This window comes from Brachybacterium paraconglomeratum, from assembly GCF_003994255.1.
GTDB classification, from domain to species: Bacteria; Actinomycetota; Actinomycetes; order Actinomycetales; family Dermabacteraceae; genus Brachybacterium; species Brachybacterium conglomeratum.
On sequence record NZ_ML133854.1, the window covers coordinates 87,286 to 104,764 of the forward strand.

The 17,479-nt window shown below is 68.3% G+C and carries 22 protein-coding genes; 20 read left to right on the plus strand and 2 right to left on the minus strand.

Annotated features, from left to right (window positions below; genetic code table 11):
• The first annotated feature begins 20 nt into the window (after positions 1-20).
• A complete protein-coding gene (fusA, locus tag DS079_RS07840; RefSeq protein WP_126986358.1) occupies positions 21-2,168 on the plus strand; it encodes an elongation factor G in 2,148 nt (715 codons plus the stop codon).
• A 124-nt stretch (positions 2,169-2,292) separates the two neighbouring features.
• Positions 2,293-3,480, plus strand: coding sequence for an elongation factor Tu (tuf, locus tag DS079_RS07845; protein WP_126986360.1), 1,188 nt, complete (start codon positions 2,293-2,295; stop codon positions 3,478-3,480).
• 317 nt (positions 3,481-3,797) lie between these two features.
• Here tuf and DS079_RS07850 read toward each other — a convergent pair whose 3' ends face one another.
• Positions 3,798-4,778, minus strand: coding sequence for a YflT domain-containing protein (locus DS079_RS07850; RefSeq protein ID WP_126986362.1), 981 nt, complete (start codon positions 4,776-4,778; stop codon positions 3,798-3,800).
• Between the two features lie 292 nt (positions 4,779-5,070).
• On the opposite strand from DS079_RS07850, the gene ngcE reads away from it, so the two are divergent.
• From ngcE to rpsQ, 14 genes are all read left to right on the plus strand, one after another.
• Positions 5,071-6,543, plus strand: a complete 1,473-nt coding sequence (gene ngcE / locus DS079_RS07855; RefSeq protein ID WP_126986364.1) for an N-acetylglucosamine/diacetylchitobiose ABC transporter substrate-binding protein — start codon at positions 5,071-5,073, stop codon at positions 6,541-6,543.
• A complete protein-coding gene (locus DS079_RS07860; RefSeq protein ID WP_126986366.1) occupies positions 6,540-7,547 on the plus strand; it encodes a carbohydrate ABC transporter permease in 1,008 nt (335 codons plus the stop codon). The genes ngcE and DS079_RS07860 overlap by 4 nt, the downstream gene beginning before the upstream one ends.
• Positions 7,544-8,458, plus strand: a complete 915-nt coding sequence (locus DS079_RS07865) for a carbohydrate ABC transporter permease (RefSeq protein ID WP_126986368.1) — start codon at positions 7,544-7,546, stop codon at positions 8,456-8,458. The genes DS079_RS07860 and DS079_RS07865 overlap by 4 nt, the downstream gene beginning before the upstream one ends.
• A gap of 509 nt (positions 8,459-8,967) precedes the next feature.
• Positions 8,968-9,276 carry a 30S ribosomal protein S10 gene (gene rpsJ, locus DS079_RS07870; protein WP_010550334.1) on the plus strand — a complete coding sequence of 103 codons (309 nt, stop codon included), beginning with the start codon at positions 8,968-8,970 and terminating at the stop codon, positions 9,274-9,276.
• Positions 9,277-9,287: 11 nt separating this feature from the next.
• The gene (gene rplC, locus DS079_RS07875; RefSeq protein WP_126986370.1) at positions 9,288-9,968 is read left to right on the plus strand and encodes a 50S ribosomal protein L3; all 681 of its coding nucleotides are present in this window, start codon (positions 9,288-9,290) and stop codon (positions 9,966-9,968) included.
• Between the two features lie 5 nt (positions 9,969-9,973).
• Positions 9,974-10,921 (plus strand): 50S ribosomal protein L4, sunset domain variant, encoded by a 948-nt coding sequence (gene rplD / locus DS079_RS07880; protein WP_126986372.1) that lies wholly within the window; start codon positions 9,974-9,976, stop codon positions 10,919-10,921.
• Positions 10,918-11,220: a 50S ribosomal protein L23 gene (rplW, locus tag DS079_RS07885; RefSeq protein WP_010550331.1), complete on the plus strand. Its 303-nt coding sequence runs from the start codon at positions 10,918-10,920 to the stop codon at positions 11,218-11,220. Before rplD ends, rplW begins: the two co-directional genes overlap by 4 nt.
• 43 nt (positions 11,221-11,263) lie before the next feature.
• A complete protein-coding gene (gene rplB, locus DS079_RS07890; RefSeq protein WP_010550330.1) occupies positions 11,264-12,100 on the plus strand; it encodes a 50S ribosomal protein L2 in 837 nt (278 codons plus the stop codon).
• Positions 12,101-12,115: 15 nt separating this feature from the next.
• The gene (gene rpsS / locus DS079_RS07895; RefSeq protein ID WP_010550329.1) at positions 12,116-12,397 is read left to right on the plus strand and encodes a 30S ribosomal protein S19; all 282 of its coding nucleotides are present in this window, start codon (positions 12,116-12,118) and stop codon (positions 12,395-12,397) included.
• Positions 12,398-12,449: 52 nt separating this feature from the next.
• On the plus strand, positions 12,450-12,803 hold the full coding sequence (rplV, locus tag DS079_RS07900) for a 50S ribosomal protein L22 (protein ID WP_010550328.1): 354 nt from the start codon (positions 12,450-12,452) through the stop codon (positions 12,801-12,803).
• 10 nt (positions 12,804-12,813) lie between these two features.
• Positions 12,814-13,650 carry a 30S ribosomal protein S3 gene (gene rpsC / locus DS079_RS07905; protein WP_126986374.1) on the plus strand — a complete coding sequence of 279 codons (837 nt, stop codon included), beginning with the start codon at positions 12,814-12,816 and terminating at the stop codon, positions 13,648-13,650.
• A 5-nt stretch (positions 13,651-13,655) separates the two neighbouring features.
• Entirely contained in the window at positions 13,656-14,075 is a 420-nt protein-coding gene (gene rplP, locus DS079_RS07910; protein ID WP_126986376.1) for a 50S ribosomal protein L16, read from the plus strand.
• Positions 14,075-14,308: a 50S ribosomal protein L29 gene (gene rpmC / locus DS079_RS07915; protein ID WP_010550325.1), complete on the plus strand. Its 234-nt coding sequence runs from the start codon at positions 14,075-14,077 to the stop codon at positions 14,306-14,308. Before rplP ends, rpmC begins: the two co-directional genes overlap by 1 nt.
• Before the next feature lie 20 nt (positions 14,309-14,328).
• Positions 14,329-14,655, plus strand: coding sequence for a 30S ribosomal protein S17 (gene rpsQ / locus DS079_RS07920; protein WP_062947602.1), 327 nt, complete (start codon positions 14,329-14,331; stop codon positions 14,653-14,655).
• A gap of 90 nt (positions 14,656-14,745) precedes the next feature.
• On the opposite strand, the gene DS079_RS07925 is transcribed toward rpsQ, so the two are convergent.
• Positions 14,746-15,162: a hypothetical protein gene (locus tag DS079_RS07925; RefSeq protein ID WP_053917129.1), complete on the minus strand. Its 417-nt coding sequence runs from the start codon at positions 15,160-15,162 to the stop codon at positions 14,746-14,748.
• 729 nt (positions 15,163-15,891) lie between these two features.
• Between DS079_RS07925 and rplN the strand changes: the two genes are divergently transcribed.
• The 4 genes from rplN to DS079_RS07945 are packed head-to-tail and all read left to right on the plus strand — an operon-like array spanning position 15,892 to position 17,407.
• Positions 15,892-16,260, plus strand: a complete 369-nt coding sequence (gene rplN, locus DS079_RS07930) for a 50S ribosomal protein L14 (protein ID WP_010550321.1) — start codon at positions 15,892-15,894, stop codon at positions 16,258-16,260.
• A gap of 1 nt (position 16,261) precedes the next feature.
• Positions 16,262-16,648 (plus strand): 50S ribosomal protein L24, encoded by a 387-nt coding sequence (gene rplX / locus DS079_RS07935; RefSeq protein WP_010550320.1) that lies wholly within the window; start codon positions 16,262-16,264, stop codon positions 16,646-16,648.
• Positions 16,648-17,220 carry a 50S ribosomal protein L5 gene (gene rplE, locus DS079_RS07940; protein WP_010550319.1) on the plus strand — a complete coding sequence of 191 codons (573 nt, stop codon included), beginning with the start codon at positions 16,648-16,650 and terminating at the stop codon, positions 17,218-17,220. The genes rplX and rplE overlap by 1 nt, the downstream gene beginning before the upstream one ends.
• 1 nt (position 17,221) lies before the next feature.
• Positions 17,222-17,407 (plus strand): type Z 30S ribosomal protein S14, encoded by a 186-nt coding sequence (locus DS079_RS07945; RefSeq protein ID WP_010550318.1) that lies wholly within the window; start codon positions 17,222-17,224, stop codon positions 17,405-17,407.
• The last annotated feature ends 72 nt before the right edge of the window (positions 17,408-17,479 follow it).

Consider the following 17,479-nt stretch of genomic DNA (forward strand, 5'->3'; position numbering starts at 1 on the left):
CTCCAGAAAGGCACAAGCCCGTGGCACTCGAAGTGCTCAGCGACCTGAACAAGGTCCGCAACATCGGCATCATGGCTCACATCGATGCCGGCAAGACCACCACGACCGAGCGCATCCTCTTCTACACCGGCGTGAACTACAAGATGGGCGAGACCCATGACGGCGCCGGCACGATGGACTGGATGGAGCAGGAGAAGGAGCGCGGCATCACGATCACGTCGGCCGCGACGACCTGCTACTGGCACGACAACCAGATCAACATCATCGACACGCCCGGCCACGTCGACTTCACCGTCGAGGTGGAGCGCTCGCTGCGCGTGCTCGACGGCGCCGTCGCGGTGTTCGACGGCAAGGAGGGCGTGGAGCCCCAGTCGGAGACCGTCTGGCGCCAGGCCGACAAGTACGACGTCCCCCGCATCTGCTTCGTCAACAAGATGGACAAGCTGGGCGCCGACTTCTTCTTCACCGTGAAGACGATCGTCGACCGCCTGGGTGCGAAGCCGCTGGTCATGCAGGTTCCGATCGGTGCAGAGAACGACTTCCGCGGCGTCGTCGACCTCGTCGAGATGAAGGCCTACGAGTGGCCCGAGACTCTCGAGGAGGACATGAAGGCGATCAACTCCAAGAAGGGTGATCCCGCGCTCGGCCAGTGGCAGCGCGAGATCCCGATCCCGGAGGACCTCCAGGACACCGTCGACGAGTACCGCGCCAAGCTCGTCGAGGACGTCGCCGAGAGCTCCGAGGAGCTCATGGACAAGTACCTCGAGGAGGGCGACCTCACGCTCGAGGAGCTGAAGGCGGGCATCCGCAAGCTCACCATCTCCTCGGAGGCCTACCCGGTCTTCTGCGGCACCGCCTTCAAGAACAAGGGCGTCCAGCCCGTCCTGAACGGCGTCGTCGACTACCTGCCCTCGCCGCTGGACGTGCCCGACATGGTCGGCCACAAGCCGGGCGACGAGTCGGTCGAGCTGACCCGCGCCGCGGACTGGGACGCGCCCTTCTCGGGCCTCGCGTTCAAGGTCGCCGCGCACCCGTTCTTCGGGTCGCTGACCTACGTCCGCGTCTACTCGGGCCAGGTCAAGCAGGGCGAGCAGATCCTCAACGCCACCACCGGCAAGAAGGAGCGCGTCGGGAAGCTCTTCCAGATGCACTCCAACAAGGAGAACCCCGTGGAGGAGGCCTTCGCCGGCCACATCTACGCGTTCATCGGCCTGAAGGACACCACCACCGGTGACACCCTGACCGACTCGGCGAACCCGATCCAGCTGGAGTCGATGAGCTTCCCGGAGCCCGTGATCTCCGTGGCCATCGAGCCCAAGACCAAGGGCGACCAGGAGAAGCTGGGTGTGGCCATCCAGAAGCTCGCCAAGGAGGATCCGACCTTCCAGGTGGAGCTCGACGAAGAGACCGGCCAGACCGTGATCCGCGGCATGGGCGAGCTGCACCTCGACGTCCTCGTGGACCGCATGCGCCGCGAGTTCAACGTCGAGGCGAACATCGGCAAGCCGCAGGTGGCCTACCGCGAGACGATCAAGCGGACGGTGGAGAAGTTCGACTTCACCCACAAGAAGCAGACCGGCGGCTCCGGCCAGTTCGCGAAGGTCCAGATCACCTTCGGCCCGCTGACCGATGCCGAGGACGGCGTGTTCTACGAGTTCGAGAACAAGGTCACCGGCGGTCGCATCCCGCGCGAGTACATCCCGAGCGTGGACGCGGGCATCCAGGACGCCCTCCAGGGCGGCATCATGGCCGGCTACCCGGTCGTGAACGTGAAGGCCACGCTGCTCGACGGCGCCTTCCACGACGTCGACTCCTCGGAGATGGCCTTCAAGATCGCCGGCTCCATGGCGGCCAAGGAGGCCCTGCGCAAGGCGCAGCCGGTCCTCCTCGAGCCGCTCATGGACGTCGAGGTCCGTACTCCTGAGGAGTACATGGGAGATGTCATCGGCGACCTGAACTCGCGTCGCGGGCAGGTGCAGTCGATGGAGGACGCGAGCGGGGTCAAGATCGTCCGTGCTCTCGTCCCGCTGTCGGAGATGTTCGGGTACGTCGGCGACCTGCGGTCCAAGACCCAGGGTCGTGCGATGTACACGATGCAGTTCGACAGCTACGCGGAGGTCCCGTCCAGCATCGCGGACGAGATCGTCGCGAAGACCCGGGGCGAGTGAGAGGTCGGGGGAGCAGGTAGGCTCCTTCTCCTGTTCCCCCACTTCCCTCGGACTCCCTCCTCTCGGGGAGGGGATCCGATCCCGATCCAGAAGTACCACGAGAAAGTCCTAGGAGGACACCACAATGGCCAAGGCCAAGTTCGAGCGGACCAAGCCGCACGTCAACATCGGCACCATCGGTCACGTCGACCACGGCAAGACCACGCTGAGCGCCGCGATCTCGAAGGTCCTGTACGACAAGTTCCCCGAGGTCAACGAGAAGCGTGATTTCGACACGATCGACAACGCGCCCGAGGAGAAGCAGCGCGGCATCACGATCAACGTCTCGCACATCGAGTACGAGACCGACAAGCGCCACTACGCGCACGTCGACGCGCCCGGCCACGCCGACTACGTGAAGAACATGATCACCGGTGCGGCGCAGATGGACGGCGCCATCCTCGTGGTCGCCGCCACCGACGGCCCGATGGCACAGACCCGTGAGCACGTGCTGCTCGCGAAGCAGGTCGGCGTCCCCTACCTGCTCGCCGCCCTCAACAAGTCCGACATGGTCGAGGACGAGGAGATCCTCGAGCTCGTCGAGATGGAGGTCCGCGAGATGCTGGGCTCCCAGGGCTTCGACGAGGACGCGCCGGTCATCCAGGTCTCCGCGCTGAAGGCGCTCGAGGGCGATCCCAAGTGGGTCAAGTCCGTCGAGGACCTCATGGAGGCCGTGGACGAGAAGATCCCGGACCCGGTCCGTGACCTCGACCAGCCGTTCCTCATGCCGATCGAGGACGTCTTCACGATCCAGGGTCGTGGCACCGTCGTCACCGGCAAGGTCGACCGCGGCAAGCTCGCGATCAACTCCGAGATCGAGATCGTCGGCATCCGTGAGCCCCAGAAGACCACGGTCACCGGCATCGAGATGTTCCACAAGCAGATGGACGAGGCGTGGGCCGGCGAGAACTGCGGCCTGCTGCTCCGCGGCACCAAGCGCGAGGACGTCGAGCGCGGCCAGGTCGTCGTGAAGCCGGGTTCGATCACCCCGCACACCAACTTCGAGGCGCAGGTCTACATCCTGTCCAAGGACGAGGGCGGCCGTCACAACCCGTTCTACTCGAACTACCGTCCGCAGTTCTACTTCCGGACCACCGACGTCACCGGCGTCATCACGCTGCCCGAGGGCACCGAGATGGTCATGCCCGGCGACAACACCGAGATGACGGTCGAGCTCATCCAGCCGATCGCCATGGAGGAGGGCCTCGGCTTCGCCATCCGTGAGGGTGGCCGCACCGTGGGCTCCGGCCGCGTCACCAAGATCATCAAGTGATCTGAGCGGGGGAGACCCCGCCGACGTGGCTCGCCCCCTCGGGGGCGCCGCGCAGAGAAGGCCCCGCACCGGTTCGCCGGTGCGGGGCCTTCTCGCATCCCGGACGGCAGCCGGGGCGCGGACGACCACCTGGTCGTCCCTCGGCCCGCCGACGGCGAAGCCCCTGGACAAGTCGCGCCGTCGAGGACGGACGGCGGTCGCTGCGGGCCAGGGTCTGCGCCGATTCGGGGGCCTGCGGCGGAACGACGGAGCACAGGAGAGACCCCGGCCGACGGATCGTCGACCGGGGTCTCAGGAAGCGCGGTGCGTCGGGAGGCTCAGCGCTCCGGCGACGTGCCGTCCTGCTGTCCGCTCCCGTCCTGGTGCGCGCTGCCCGTCGGCTCGTCCTCGCGCTGCGGGGTGCCGGCGGGCTGCCCGAAGCTCGGGCGGTGCGGGCGCGATTGCGCACCGGCCTGCTCCGCGTTGCTCCCGGGCGCGGGAGCAGCGCCGAACCCCTGCTGCTGTCCCGTGCCGTGCTGCGGGCCGACACCCTGCTGCCCGGGCTGACCCTGCGCAGAGAAGCCGTTCTGCTGCGGGCCGGGTGCGCCGTACCCGGGACCGCTCTGCCCGGCCGGGGAGCCGTACTGCCCGCTGCCCTGCGTGGGTGCGGGAGCGCCGTACTGCCCACTGCCCTGCGTGGGTGCGGGAGCGCCGTACTGCCCGCTGCCCTGCGTCGGGGCAGGGCTGCCGAAAGGACCGTTCGCCTGGGGCGAGGTCTGAGGCGCGGCCGCGGGGGAGGGGGCCACGGCCGGCCCGGCACCGGACTCCGCGAGGATCCGCCGTGCCTGGTCCGCGTGCTTGTGCTCGACCAGCAGCTCGTACTGCATGGGGATCGTCGAGGTCATCGAGGTGAAGTCCCGCTTCCCGCCGGTCATCGCATAGCCGATGACGGACCACACGGTGAAGAACACGATGCCCATCAGCACGCTCGACAGGACGATCATCAGATCGCCGGGCGTGATCAGCATGAACAGCAACCCGAGGAACAGGCCCATCCACAGCCCCGACAGGATGCCCTGCCCGATCACCTTCGGCCAGGTGCGTCGGCCGGTGACCCGCTCCATGAGCTTCAGATCCGTGCCGACGATCAGCGTGGACTGCACCGGGAACTCGTGGTCGGCGAGGGTGTCGACCACTGACTGCACCTCCTGGTAGGTGCTGTACACGCCGAGGGACCGCGGGTACTCGAGGTCGTAGAGGCGCGCGGTCAGCGGGGACGACGCCGAGGGGCTCTGACGGGCGTAGGGACTCTGACTCATGAGGGTCACGGTAGCCCCCCGGTTCCGGATCCGCCTGAGCGCTCCCGGGGCGATCCCTGAACACGGCGCGGTGCTCGTGGCCGTGTCCGGCGGACGGCGCTCCCCGCCCCCTCGCACCGGACGCCGCCGCGCGCCGACGGGGAGGTTCTGACCGGGTATATGAAAACGTGACGCGCCCGGGACGGATTCGGTCGGGTTCTGGACATACTGCGGCGTAGCATGTGGGCCACGACACCCTCGGGTGCGCGCTCGGCATGGCGAACCCGCCCCTTTCAACGACGAAAGAGATCCCATGGACACTCCCAGTGACAGCACGAACCTGCCGCTGACCCCCCTCGACCGTCTCGCGGCATCCCGCCGGCGCTTCCTCGCGATGGCCGGTGCGGGCGTCGGCGCCGGGGCCCTCGCGGCCTGCGCGACCGGTGGTGGCGGCGGCGACGAGGACGGCGGCTCCGACGGCGGCGGCGTTGCCGAGGGCGGCGGCGAGGTCAGCGACGAGAACCCCTTCGGCGTCGACCCCTCCCAGCCCGTCGAGGTCGTCATCTTCAACGGCGGCTACGGCGACCAGTACGCGATCGACGCCGGCAAGGCGATGTCCGAGCTGCACGACGGCATCGAGGTCGACGTCAGCTCGACCGTCGACATCCAGCCCGAGCTGCAGCCCCGCTTCGTCGCCGGCGAGCCGCCGGACGTCTTCGACAACGCCGGCGCGCAGGCGATGAACTCCGCGGCCCTCATCTCCGAGGGCCAGCTCGCCACGCTCGACGAGCTCATCAAGGCGCCCTCCATCGACGGCGGCACGATCGAGGAGTCCCTCCTGCCCGGCGCTCTCGAGCCCGGCACCTACTCCGGCAAGCTCTACTCCCTGAACTACGTGTACACGGTGTTCGCGCTGTGGTATTCCGCCAAGCAGTTCGAGGAGAAGGGCTGGAGCGCCCCGGTCACCTGGGACGACGTCATGACCATCGGCGAGAATGCCGCCGGGGAGGGGCTCTCGCTCTTCGCCTTCGGCGGCCAGAACGCCGCGGACTACTACCACACCATGGCGATCGCGATGGCGGTCAAGCAGGGCGGCAAGGAGGTCGCCACGGCGCTCGACTCCCTCGATGCGGGAGCCTACGAGCAGGACGCCGTGGTGCAGGCGATCGACGCCATCGGCGAGGCGGTCGCGGCGGACTTCTTCCTGCCCGGCGGCGCCGGCATCAAGCACACCGAGGCCCAGGCGCAGTGGGTCACCGGGAAGGCCGTCATGTACCCGTCGGGCTCGTGGATCGAGAACGAGCAGAAGGGCGTCACCCCCGACGACTTCGCGATGACCGGCTGCCCCGAGCCGCTGCTGAGCACGGACGGCGCGATGCCGGCCGAGGCCATCCACGGCACCGCGGGCGAGCCCTTCCAGGTCCCGGCCCAGGCGAAGAACGGCGCCGGCGGCCTCGAGTTCCTGCGCGTGATGCTCTCCAAGGAGCAGGCGCAGAACTTCGCGAAGGTCACCTCCTCCACCACGATCGTGAAGGACTCCGTGCCCGAGGACGCCTTCGGCTCCACGGCGCTGGCCTCCGCGAACGAGATGATCCAGGCCGCGGGCGAGAACGTCTTCACCTGGAACTTCACGGACTGGTACGGCCTCGGGCCGGACTTCAAGCCGATCTGGAACGAGTTCCTCAGCGGTGGGATCAAGGCCGACGAGGTGCGCGAGCGCTCCCAGGCCGTCCTCGACCGCGTGCGGGAGGACGACAGCATCGAGAAGTTCGACGTCGAGGGATGAGCCTTCCGACAACGACCCTCGCCGGGCCGTCGGACGCGCCGCACGCACCCCGCGTGCGGCGCGGCCGGCGCCCCGCGCCGTCGCGTCTGCTGTTCTTCGCCGTCTTCCTCGGCCTCCCGCTGCTGGTCTACATCGTCTTCGTCGTCTCGCCCTTCCTGCAGGCGTTCTACTACTCCCTCACCGACTGGAAGGGGGTCAGCGGGAACGCCGACTTCATCGGCCTGGACAACTACGTCAGGATCTTCACCGACCCGGTCTACCTCAAGGCGCTGCGCAACAACCTGCTGCTGATGATCATCCTGCCCACGGTGACCATCACCCTCGCCTTCGTCCTGGCCGTGATGGTCACGATCGGCGGGGACACCAAGGGCGAGATCCATGGCATCCGCGGCTCGAACATCTATCGCGTGGTGAGCTTCTTCCCCTACGTGCTGCCGGCTGTCGTGATCGGCATCCTCTTCGCCTTCATCTACTCCCCGAACGGCGGCCTGCTCAACGGCCTGCTGAACCTCCCGCTGCGGCTGCTGAACGCCCTCGGCGCGGACGTCCGGCTGGTCGGCACCGCCTGGCTCGGCGATCCCCGCTTCGCCCTCGGCGCGATCATCCTGGCCGTGGTGTGGTCGCTCGTCGGCTTCTACATGGTCCTGTTCGTCGCCGCGATCAAGGCGATCCCCTCGGAGATCATCGAGGCCGCCCGGCTCGACGGCTGCGGCCGGGTACGGCTCGCCGCACAGGTCGTGCTCCCGCAGATCCGGGAGAACGTCTCCACGGCGGTGGTCTACATGGGGATCATGGCGCTGGACATGTTCGTCTACGTCTCGGTGATGACCCCGTCGGGAGGCACCGCCCGCAGCACCGAGGTGGTCTCCCGCTATCTCTACGAGACCGCCTTCGCGCGCTCGCAGTTCGGCCTCGCCTCGGCGATGGGCGTGGTGCTGGCGCTGGTGACGATGCTGATGGCCGTCATCGTGCTGTTCGGCAGCCGGTCGAAGGAGGACGCATGACCCAGGCCCCGCCCCTCGACCCCGCCGTCTCCGCAGGAGAGAGCGGCACGCGTCGGATCGAGCCTCGTCGGCCCCGCCGCAGCCACGGCGACCGCGCCTTCGCTGGCGTCGCCCACATCGTCCTTGTCGTGTGGACCCTCGCGGTGGTGCTGCCGCTGCTGTGGACCGTCTACAGCTCGTTCAAGACGTCCCGGGAGATCCTCACCTCGCCGTTCTCGATGCCGAGCGAGTGGAACCTCGACAACTTCATCACCGCCTGGACCGAGGCCGGGATCGGACGCTACTTCGTGAACACGCTCATCGTCGTCGGCGGTGCGCTGTTCCTGGTGATGCTGCTGGGCGCGATGTGCGCGTACGTCCTGGCGCGCTTCGAGTTCCCCGGCCGTCGGATCATCTACTACGGGATGATCGCGGGGCTCACGTTCCCGATCTTCCTCGCCGTCGTCCCGCTGTTCTTCGTGCTGATGAACATGGGCCTGCGCGGCACGTACATCGGGCTGATCCTCGCCTACGTCGGCTTCGCGCTGCCGTTCACGGTGTTCTTCCTCTACGCCTTCTTCCGGCAGCTGCCGGAGGAGATCGCCGAGGCCGCCGCGATCGACGGCGCCGGGGACTTCCGCACGTTCTTCCAGATCATGGTGCCGCTGGCTACACCCGGCCTGATGAGCGTCACGATCTTCAACTTCCTGGGCCTGTGGAACCAGTACCTCCTGCCGGTGGTGCTGAACACCGACGAGGACAAGTACGTCCTCGCCCAGGGGCTGAAGAGCCTCCAGGCGCAGCAGGGCTACGAATCGGACTGGGGCGCGATGTTCGCCTCGGTGACGATCACGATCCTGCCGGTGCTGATCGTCTACGTGATCTTCCAGCGCCAGCTCCAGGGCGGGCTCGGCCCCAGCACGGACAAGTAGCAGCACCCCGCTCGCCCCGGCCCGCTGCGTCCGGGAGAGCGAGGGGAGGGCCGGGACCCCGGCGGCGCGGATGCCGTACGGTGGTCCCGGCCCTCCGTCGCGCCGGGACCGGCATCGTGGCCGGAGCACGATCCCCGCAGCCGCAGCCGCAGCCGCAGCCGCTGAGCGCGGTCGCCCGGGCCCCCGTTGTGACGGGGTGCACGACACTCTCCCTTGTGGGCCCGTGCGCCCGTCTGGCAGACTGTTCGAGTTGTCTGCGCGGGCCGACATGCCCGGTTCCGTTCTCCGAGGTCCACCTCGGCGAATGATCACCGGATGAGGTCCGTCCCGAGGATGCGAACCGCACCATCGTGCGGAGTGCGCATCAGAGGTAGGGATCCGACGCAGAAGCAGCCGATCCTCGGCAGTCCTGTGCTGGGCTTTTACGCCCCGCGCAGGCCGACACGCCCGTGCTCGGGTACCGGGGAGAGGCCGCATCCATGCCAGACGAAGAAGAGAGACAGGACGCCATGGCGGGACAGAAGATCCGCATCCGGCTCAAGTCGTACGACCACGAGGTGATCGACAGCTCGGCGCGCAAGATCGTCGACACGGTGACCTCCGCGGGCGCGACTGTGGTGGGCCCGGTGCCGCTGCCGACCGAGAAGAACGTGTTCGTCGTGATCCGGTCGCCCCACAAGTACAAGGACTCCCGTGAGCACTTCGAGATGCGCACGCACAAGCGACTGATCGACATCGTCGACCCCACGCCCAAGGCCGTGGACTCGCTCATGCGCCTCGACCTGCCGGCGGACGTCAACATCGAGATCAAGCTCTGAGGGTGGTGGAGATGAGCAACGAACTGACCGGCCAGAAGGCCACCCCCGTCGCGGGCGTGCTCGGCACCAAGCTCGGCATGACCCAGGTCTGGGACGAGAACGGAAAGCTCGTGCCCGTGACCGTCGTGCAGACCGGCGCGAACGTCGTCACCCAGGTCCGCTCCGTCGAGACCGACGGCTACGACGCGGTCCAGATCGCCTTCGGGCAGATCGACCCCCGCAAGGTGTCGAAGCCGCTCAAGGGCCACTTCGAGAAGGCCGGCGTGACCCCGCGCCGCCACCTCGTCGAGCTGCGCACCTCCGACGCCGCCGACTACTCCCTCGGCCAGGAGATCGACGCGTCGGTCTTCGCCGCGGGCCAGAAGGTCGACGTCGTGGGCACCTCCAAGGGCAAGGGCACCGCGGGTGTCATGAAGCGTCACGGCTTCGCGGGCGTCAGCGCCACGCACGGCCAGCACCGCAACCACCGCAAGCCCGGCTCCATCGGCGGCGCCTCCACCCCCGGTCGCGTGTTCAAGGGCCAGCGCATGGCTGGCCGCATGGGCGGCGACCGCACCAGTGTCCAGAACCTGACCGTTCACGCGGTCGACGTCGAGAAGGGCCTCGTGCTCGTCAAGGGTGCCGTCCCCGGCCCCAAGGGCGGCCTCGTGCTGGTCCGCTCGGCTGTCAAGACTCCCGCGAAGGAGGCCTGAGCCCGATGGCAGCGAATCTGACCGTCGACGTGCTCGACCCGGCCGGCAAGAAGTCCGGCACCGTCGAGCTGCCTGCGTCGATCTTCGACGTCCAGACCAACGTGGCCCTGATCCACCAGGTCGTCGTCGCCCAGCAGGCGGCCGCCCGCCAGGGCACCCACAAGGCCAAGACCCGCGCCGAGGTGCGCGGCGGCGGCAAGAAGCCCTGGAAGCAGAAGGGCACCGGCCGAGCCCGTCAGGGCTCGCTCCGCGCCCCGCAGTTCACCGGCGGCGGCACCGTCCACGGGCCCGTCCCGCGCGACTACAGCCAGCGCACCCCCAAGAAGATGAAGGCCGCCGCCCTGCGCGGTGCCCTCTCGGACCGGGCCCGCAACGGCCGCGTGCACGTCGTGTCCTCGCTCCTCGCGGGCGAGTCCGCCTCCACCAAGGCTGCGAAGGTCACCCTGTCGCACGTCTCCGACCGTCGCCACCTGCTGGTGGTCGTGCGTCGTGACGACGACCTGGGCGCCCTGAGCACCCGCAACCTGCCGACCACCCACGTCCTGTACGCGGACCAGGTGAACACCTACGACGTCATGCTGTCCGACGACGTGGTCTTCACCGCCGATGCGCTCGAGGACTTCGTGGCCCAGGCCTCCCTGACCCTGCCCACCTCGATCTTCGCCGCGGCGAAGGCCGGCTCGTCGGCTCCTGCCGCCGCTGCCGCGTCTGTCGTTGCCCAGGACGCCCCGTTCGGCGAGGGCTCCGCGGCCCCGCTGGCCGACGGCTCCGCCCCCGAGGGCTTCGACATCAAGGGCAACCAGGGCTCGATGAAGTTCCACACCCCGGACTCCCCGTGGTACGGCCGCACCAAGGCCGAGGTCTGGTTCGCGACCCCGGAGGCCGCCAAGGCCGCCGGGTTCGTGAACGCGGTCAAGGAGTCCGCCTCGTCCGATGAGGAGGCCGCCAAGTGAGCGCGCTGAACAAGGATCCCCGCGACGTCGTGCTGTCCCCGGTCGTCTCCGAGAAGAGCTACGGGCTGATGGACGAGGGCAAGTACACCTTCGTCGTGGCCGCCGACGCCAACAAGACCGAGATCAAGATCGCCGTCGAGAAGATCTTCGACGTCAAGGTCTCCTCGGTGAACACGATCAACCGTCAGGGCAAGGCGCGTCGCACGCGCTTCGGGATGGGCAAGCGCAAGGACACCAAGCGCGCCATCGTGACCCTGACCGACGGAGCCATCGACATCTTCGGAGGGTCGGTCGCCTGAGGCGGCCGATCTCCGAGGAGCAGAGAGTCTGAGGGAAACCCACATGGCAATTCGTAAGAGCAAGCCGACCACTCCCGGTCGTCGCGGCTCGAGTGGCGCCGACTTCGTCGAGGTCACCCGGTCGACGCCGGAGAAGTCCCTGGTGCGCCCGCTGTCCAAGTCCGGCGGCCGCAACAGCAACGGTCGTATCACCTCCCGTCACCGGGGCGGCGGCCACAAGCGGGCCTACCGCGTGATCGACTTCCGCCGTCACGACAAGGACGGCGTCAAGGCCAAGGTCGCTCACATCGAGTACGACCCCAACCGCACCGCGCGCATCGCGCTGCTGCACTACCTGGACGGCGAGAAGCGCTACATCCTCGCGCCGGCCAAGCTGCGTCAGGGCGACTGGATCGAGAACGGCGTCGGCGCCGACATCAAGCCCGGCAACAACCTGCCGCTCAAGAACATCCCGCTCGGCACCGTGGTGCACGCGATCGAGCTCCGCCCCGGCGGCGGCGCGAAGATCGCCCGCTCCGCCGGCGCCTCCGTGCAGCTCGTCGCGAAGGAGGGCCCGTACGCCCAGCTGCGTATGCCCTCCGGCGAGATCCGGAACGTCGACGCCCGCTGCCGCGCCACCATCGGCGAGGTCGGCAACGCCGAGCAGTCCAACATCAACTGGGGCAAGGCCGGCCGCATGCGGTGGAAGGGCAAGCGCCCCCACGTCCGCGGCGTGGTCATGAACCCCGTCGATCACCCCCATGGTGGTGGCGAGGGCCGCACCTCGGGTGGTCGTCATCCGGTGTCGCCCTGGGGTCAGCCCGAGGGCCGTACCCGAAAGCCGGGCAAGGAGAGCGACAAGCTCATCGTGCGCCGTCGTCGGACCGGCAAGAAGCGCTGATAGGGAGAACCGCACATGCCTCGCAGTATTTCCAAGGGCCCGTTCGTGGACGACCACCTTCAGAAGAAGGTGGACGCCCAGAACGAGAAGGGCACCAAGAACCTCATCAAGACCTGGTCGCGTCGTTCGGTGATCACCCCGGACTTCCTCGGCCACACCTTCGCAGTGCACGACGGTCGCAAGCACGTCTCGGTGTTCGTCACCGAGTCGATGGTCGGCCACAAGCTCGGCGAGTTCGCCCCCACGCGGACTTTCAAGGGCCACGAGAAGGACGACAAGAAGGGCCGTCGTCGCTGACGTGATGTCAGCAGCGACTGCACTTCTCGAACTCGAGAGAAAGCAGGAAGCAATGGAAGCCAAGGCGCAGGTGCGGTACCTCCGCATGTCGCCCATGAAGGCTCGCCGCGTTGTGGACCTGATTCGTGGCAAGAGCACGGCCGAGGCCCTGGACACCCTGCGGTTCGCACCGCAGGCGGCCAGCGAGCCCGTCCTCAAGCTCGTGGAGTCCGCGATCGCCAACGCGCGGGTGAAGGCAGACCAGGCGGGGGAGCGCTTCGACGAGCGCGAGCTCGTCGTGTCCGCCGCATTCGTCGACGAGGGTCCGACCATGAAGCGGTTCCAGCCGCGTGCTCAGGGTCGTGCCTTCCAGATCAAGAAGCGCACCAGCCACGTCACCGTGGTGGTCGCTCCCGTGAACAAGTAAGGAGTCCCGAATGGGCCAGAAGGTCAATCCGAACGGGTTCCGCCTCGGGATCACCACGGAGCACAGCAGCCGGTGGTTCGCCGACTCCTCGAAGGAGGGGCAGCGGTACCGCGACTACGTGAAGGAAGACGTCGCGATCCGCAAGCTCATGTCCGAGGGGCTCGAGCGCGCCGGCATCTCCAAGGTCGAGATCGAGCGCACCCGCGATCGTGTCCGCGTCGATCTCCACACCGCCCGCCCGGGCATCGTCATCGGGCGTCGCGGCGCGGAGGCCGAGCGTCTGCGCGGTGAGCTGGAGAAGCTCACCGGCAAGCAGATCCAGCTGAACATCCTCGAGGTCAAGAACCCCGAGGCCGATGCTCAGCTGGTCGCCCAGGGCATCGCCGAGCAGCTCGCCGCCCGCGTCTCCTTCCGTCGTGCGATGCGCAAGGGCATGCAGTCCGCGCAGCGCGCCGGCGCGAAGGGCATCCGAGTGGCCGTCTCCGGCCGCCTCGGCGGCGCCGAGATGAGCCGCAACGAGTTCTACCGCGAGGGGCGCGTGCCGCTGCACACCCTTCGCGCGAACATCGACTACGGCTTCTACGAGGCCCGCACCGCCTTCGGCCGCATCGGCGTGAAGGTCTGGATCTACAAGGGCGACGTCACCGCCAAGGAGCTCGCGGCCCAGCAGGCCGCCTCGCAGGGTCCCCGCTCCGGCGGACGCGGCCCGCGTGCCGAGCGCCCGCGCGGCCGTCGCAACGAGCGCAACGCCGCTGCCCGTCGTGAGAGCAACGAGTCTGCCCCGCAGACCGCTGCTCCCGCCGAGCAGGCCGCGGCTCCCGCGCAGCAGCCCGGAACGGAGGCCTGAGCGACATGCTGATCCCTCGCAGGACCAAGCACCGCAAGCAGCACCACCCGACCCGCAGCGGCATGGCCAAGGGCGGCACCGACCTGGCGTTCGGCGACTACGGCATCCAGGCGCTCGCGCCGGCGTACGTCACCAACCGTCAGATCGAGGCGGCTCGTATCGCCATGACCCGCTACATGAAGCGTGGCGGCAAGGTGTTCATCAACATCTACCCCGATCGTCCGCTCACCAAGAAGCCTGCCGAGGTCCGCATGGGCTCCGGCAAGGGTTCGGTCGAGTGGTGGATCGCCAACATCAAGCCGGGACGCGTCATGTTCGAGGTCGCCGGCGTCGAGGAGGAGGTGGCTCGCGAGGCTCTGCGCCTGGCGATGCACAAGCTCCCCATGAAGTGCCGCATCCTGAGCCGAGAGAGTGGTGACATCTGATGGCAGCGACCAAGCTCACCGCCGATGAACTCGACAAGCTGGACGACTCCAAGCTGGCCGAGGAACTGGCGAAGGCGAAGGACGAGCTGTTCAAGCTCCGTTTCCAGAACGCCACCGGTCAGCTCGAGAGCTCCGGCCGTCTGCGGTCCGTCAAGAAGGACATCGCACGGATCTACACGATCCTGCGCGAGCGCGAGCTGGGCATCCGTCAGGCGCCCGGCGCCGCCGAGTGACCCCGGAGCGAGGAACTGAGATGACTGAGAACAACCAGGCCGAGACCCCGGCCGTCGAGGATCTCGCGAAGGAGGGTGCGCAGGCGTCGTCCGCCGAGCGTCCCTACCGCAAGACCCTGCGCGGCTACGTGGTCTCCGACAAGATGGACAAGACGATCGTGGTCGAGGTCGAGGAGCGTGTGAAGCACGCCCGCTACGGCAAGGTCACGACCAAGACGAGCAAGTTCAAGGCCCACGACGAGGAGAACACCGCCGGCATCGGCGACCGCGTCCTCGTCATGGAGACCCGTCCGCTCTCCGCGTCCAAGCGGTGGCGGCTGGTCGAGATCCTCGAGCGCGCCAAGTGATCCGCCGGCGGTCCGCGTGACCGCCCGGCAGCACTGAGAAGGGCCGGTCCTCCCCACGGGGAGGGCCGGCCCTTCTGCGCTCCCCGGAGGTCAGCCCGGAGCGCCGACGAGGTGCACCAGCAGCGCGCCGGCGAGAGCGTCCTCGGCCCTCGGTGCGGCGACCTCGCGCAGCTCCCCGTCCCCGTCGCGCAGCTCCACGACGAACCCGCCGTCCTCCCTCCGCCGCAGCGCGGAGAAGGCGGCGCCGAGCGCCTCTCGCAGCTGGTCCTCCCGCGGCAGCCACACCGCCTCGTCCTGCTCCACGGAGTCCAGCGCCCACTCGGTCGTGCCGTTGAAGCGCAGCACGCGGGTGCCGGTGCGCCCTCGGCCCACCTCCACCACCATCGAGGAGAGCATGAACGCCTCCTCGCGCAGCAGCGCGTTGTCGATCGCGAAGAGGTCCCCGTCGGTCGGCTCCCAGGGCAGTCCCGCGTCCCGGAGCCGTCTGGCCACATCGATGTCGATCATGGGAAGAAAACTACGCCCCTGCCGGGTGCCGGGGCCATGCTCCACGTCCGGGGACCGGATCGCCGAACGGTGTGAGGACGACCGCGAGGGCGCGGCAGCGACGATGACGGTGGGACTGCTGAGGACGAGCCGGGTGAAGGTTCGACGTGGCGCGAGCCGCGCCGCTGCGCGCGCGTGAAAGATCGTCGTGCCCGCGGACGAGGACGGTGCGCTCGTGTCCGACGTCGAGCCGATCCCGTTCGAGCAGCTCCCGCCAGCGGGAAGCCCGACGGTGGGAGATCTCCGACCCGGCCATGCTGAGGCAGGAGGACCTCGCCGAGCCGCTCGAGGGCCCGGGGGAGGGCGACTCCCCGGACGCAGGAGAGCAAGCACACACGAGGGAGCCCGCCCCGCAGGGGTGACAGTTCCGGGGGCGGGGCGTAGTCTTGAACGGTTGCCGGAGGACTGCGCCCCGCCCCCGTGGTGGTGGCGCCCGATTCCGCGACAGGATCCGGGACACCCGATCCGTCCTCGCCGGAGACCTCGCACGAGAGGCGAACGCCCCGCGTTCACCACGCCAGTGCCTGAGTCCGGCAGAGGGTTTTTTGGTGCCCGGGACCCGTCGGCGGCGACGTCCCGGCGCGGCAGCGTCCATGGCGGTGCCGAGCAAGGTCCATATTCCGTTCCGCCAGGCTCGGCCGGCCCGCTCCCGCGGGTCGGAAGAGAACCGGTGAGACGATAGGAGAACGAGTGATTCAGCAGGAGTCGCGACTGAAGGTCGCCGACAACACGGGTGCCAAGGAGATTCTCTGCATCCGTGTTCTCGGTGGCTCCGGTCGCCGTTACGCCAGCATCGGCGACACCATCGTGGCGACCGTCAAGGACGCCATCCCCGGTGGCAACGTCAAGAAGGGCGACGTCGTCAAGGCGGTCGTCGTCCGCACGTCCAAGGAGGTCCGTCGCATCGACGGCTCCTACATCCGCTTCGACGAGAACGCGGCGGTCATCCTCAAGACCGACGGCGAGCCGCGCGGTACCCGCATCTTCGGCCCCGTCGGCCGCGAGCTGCGCGACAAGCGCTTCATGAAGATCGTCTCGCTGGCACCGGAGGTGCTGTGACATGGCAAAGATGAAGATCAAGAAGGGCGATCTCGTCCAGGTCATCACGGGTCGCACGAGCGACGCCGACAAGGCCGCCGCACGTGGCCTCGAGGCCGGCGACAAGGGCAAGCAGGGTCGCGTCCTGCAGGTGTTCCCCGATACCCAGCGCGTGCTGGTCGAGGGCATCAACCGCCGCACCCACCACGTCAAGCCGAACCAGGCCGGCGGCGCGGGCGGCATCGAGCAGCGCGAGGCCCCCATCCACGTCTCCAACGTGGCCCTGGTCGACCCGGAGGACAACAAGCCGACCAAGGTCGGCTACCGCGTCGAGACCGTCGAGCTCGAGAACGGCCGCACCAAGCAGGTGCGCGTCCGCTTCGCCAAGCGCTCCGGGAAGGACATCTGATGAGCGAGACCGCCACCCAGGCGCCCACCCCGCGTCTGAAGACGAAGTACAACGACACCATCAAGGCGCAGCTGACCGAGCAGTTCGGCTACGAGAACGTCATGCTGGTGCCCGGCCTGACCAAGATCGTCGTGAACATGGGCGTCGGCGACGCCGCGCGCGACTCGAAGGTCATCGACGGCGCCATCAAGGACCTCGCCGCCATCACCGGCCAGAAGCCCCAGGTCACCAAGGCTCGCAAGTCCATCGCGCAGTTCAAGCTGCGTGAGGGCATGCCGATCGGTGCGCACGTCACGCTGCGCAACGCCCGCATGTGGGAGTTCCTGGACCGTCTGCTCTCGACCGCGCTCCCGCGAATCCGCGACTTCCGCGGCCTCTCGCCGAAGCACTTCGACGGCAACGGCAACTACACCTTCGGTCTCACGGAGCAGGTCATGTTCCACGAGATCGACCAGGACAAGATCGACCGCGTCCGCGGCATGGACATCACGGTCGTCACCACCGCGAAGACCGACGACGAGGGGCGCGCGCTGCTCAAGCTGCTCGGCTTCCCCTTCAAGGAGGAGAACTGATATGGCGAAGACAGCCCTGATCAAGAAGTCGGAGCGCAAGCCGAAGTTCGCGGTGCGCGCCTACACCCGGTGCCAGCGCTGCGGTCGGCCCCACTCGGTCTACCGCAAGTTCGGCCTCTGCCGCGTGTGCCTGCGCGAGATGGCTCACCGCGGCGAGCTCCCCGGCGTCACCAAGAGCAGCTGGTAAGGACTACCGCCACAGGTCCCACGGCCCCGTCACGGGGCGTAGGGGAAACCAGGTGAGGAAGAAGCAACAGAC

Bases quoted from the DNA above. Each gene is read 5' to 3' on its own strand.
- tuf (WP_126986360.1), top strand. From the start codon at position 2,293: ATGGCCAAGGCCAAGTTCGAGCGGACCAAGCCGCACGTCAACATCGGC.
- DS079_RS07850 (WP_126986362.1), bottom strand. From the start codon at position 4,778: ATGAGTCAGAGTCCCTACGCCCGTCAGAGCCCCTCGGCGTCGTCCCCG.
- ngcE (WP_126986364.1), top strand. From the start codon at position 5,071: ATGGACACTCCCAGTGACAGCACGAACCTGCCGCTGACCCCCCTCGAC.
- DS079_RS07860 (WP_126986366.1), top strand. From the start codon at position 6,540: ATGAGCCTTCCGACAACGACCCTCGCCGGGCCGTCGGACGCGCCGCAC.
- DS079_RS07865 (WP_126986368.1), top strand. From the start codon at position 7,544: ATGACCCAGGCCCCGCCCCTCGACCCCGCCGTCTCCGCAGGAGAGAGC.
- rpsJ (WP_010550334.1), top strand. From the start codon at position 8,968: ATGGCGGGACAGAAGATCCGCATCCGGCTCAAGTCGTACGACCACGAG.
- rplC (WP_126986370.1), top strand. From the start codon at position 9,288: ATGAGCAACGAACTGACCGGCCAGAAGGCCACCCCCGTCGCGGGCGTG.
- rplD (WP_126986372.1), top strand. From the start codon at position 9,974: ATGGCAGCGAATCTGACCGTCGACGTGCTCGACCCGGCCGGCAAGAAG.
- rplB (WP_010550330.1), top strand. From the start codon at position 11,264: ATGGCAATTCGTAAGAGCAAGCCGACCACTCCCGGTCGTCGCGGCTCG.
- rpsS (WP_010550329.1), top strand. From the start codon at position 12,116: ATGCCTCGCAGTATTTCCAAGGGCCCGTTCGTGGACGACCACCTTCAG.
- rplV (WP_010550328.1), top strand. From the start codon at position 12,450: ATGGAAGCCAAGGCGCAGGTGCGGTACCTCCGCATGTCGCCCATGAAG.
- rpsC (WP_126986374.1), top strand. From the start codon at position 12,814: ATGGGCCAGAAGGTCAATCCGAACGGGTTCCGCCTCGGGATCACCACG.
- rplP (WP_126986376.1), top strand. From the start codon at position 13,656: ATGCTGATCCCTCGCAGGACCAAGCACCGCAAGCAGCACCACCCGACC.
- rpmC (WP_010550325.1), top strand. From the start codon at position 14,075: ATGGCAGCGACCAAGCTCACCGCCGATGAACTCGACAAGCTGGACGAC.
- rpsQ (WP_062947602.1), top strand. From the start codon at position 14,329: ATGACTGAGAACAACCAGGCCGAGACCCCGGCCGTCGAGGATCTCGCG.
- DS079_RS07925 (WP_053917129.1), bottom strand. From the start codon at position 15,162: ATGATCGACATCGATGTGGCCAGACGGCTCCGGGACGCGGGACTGCCC.
- rplX (WP_010550320.1), top strand. From the start codon at position 16,262: ATGGCAAAGATGAAGATCAAGAAGGGCGATCTCGTCCAGGTCATCACG.
- rplE (WP_010550319.1), top strand. From the start codon at position 16,648: ATGAGCGAGACCGCCACCCAGGCGCCCACCCCGCGTCTGAAGACGAAG.
- DS079_RS07945 (WP_010550318.1), top strand. From the start codon at position 17,222: ATGGCGAAGACAGCCCTGATCAAGAAGTCGGAGCGCAAGCCGAAGTTC.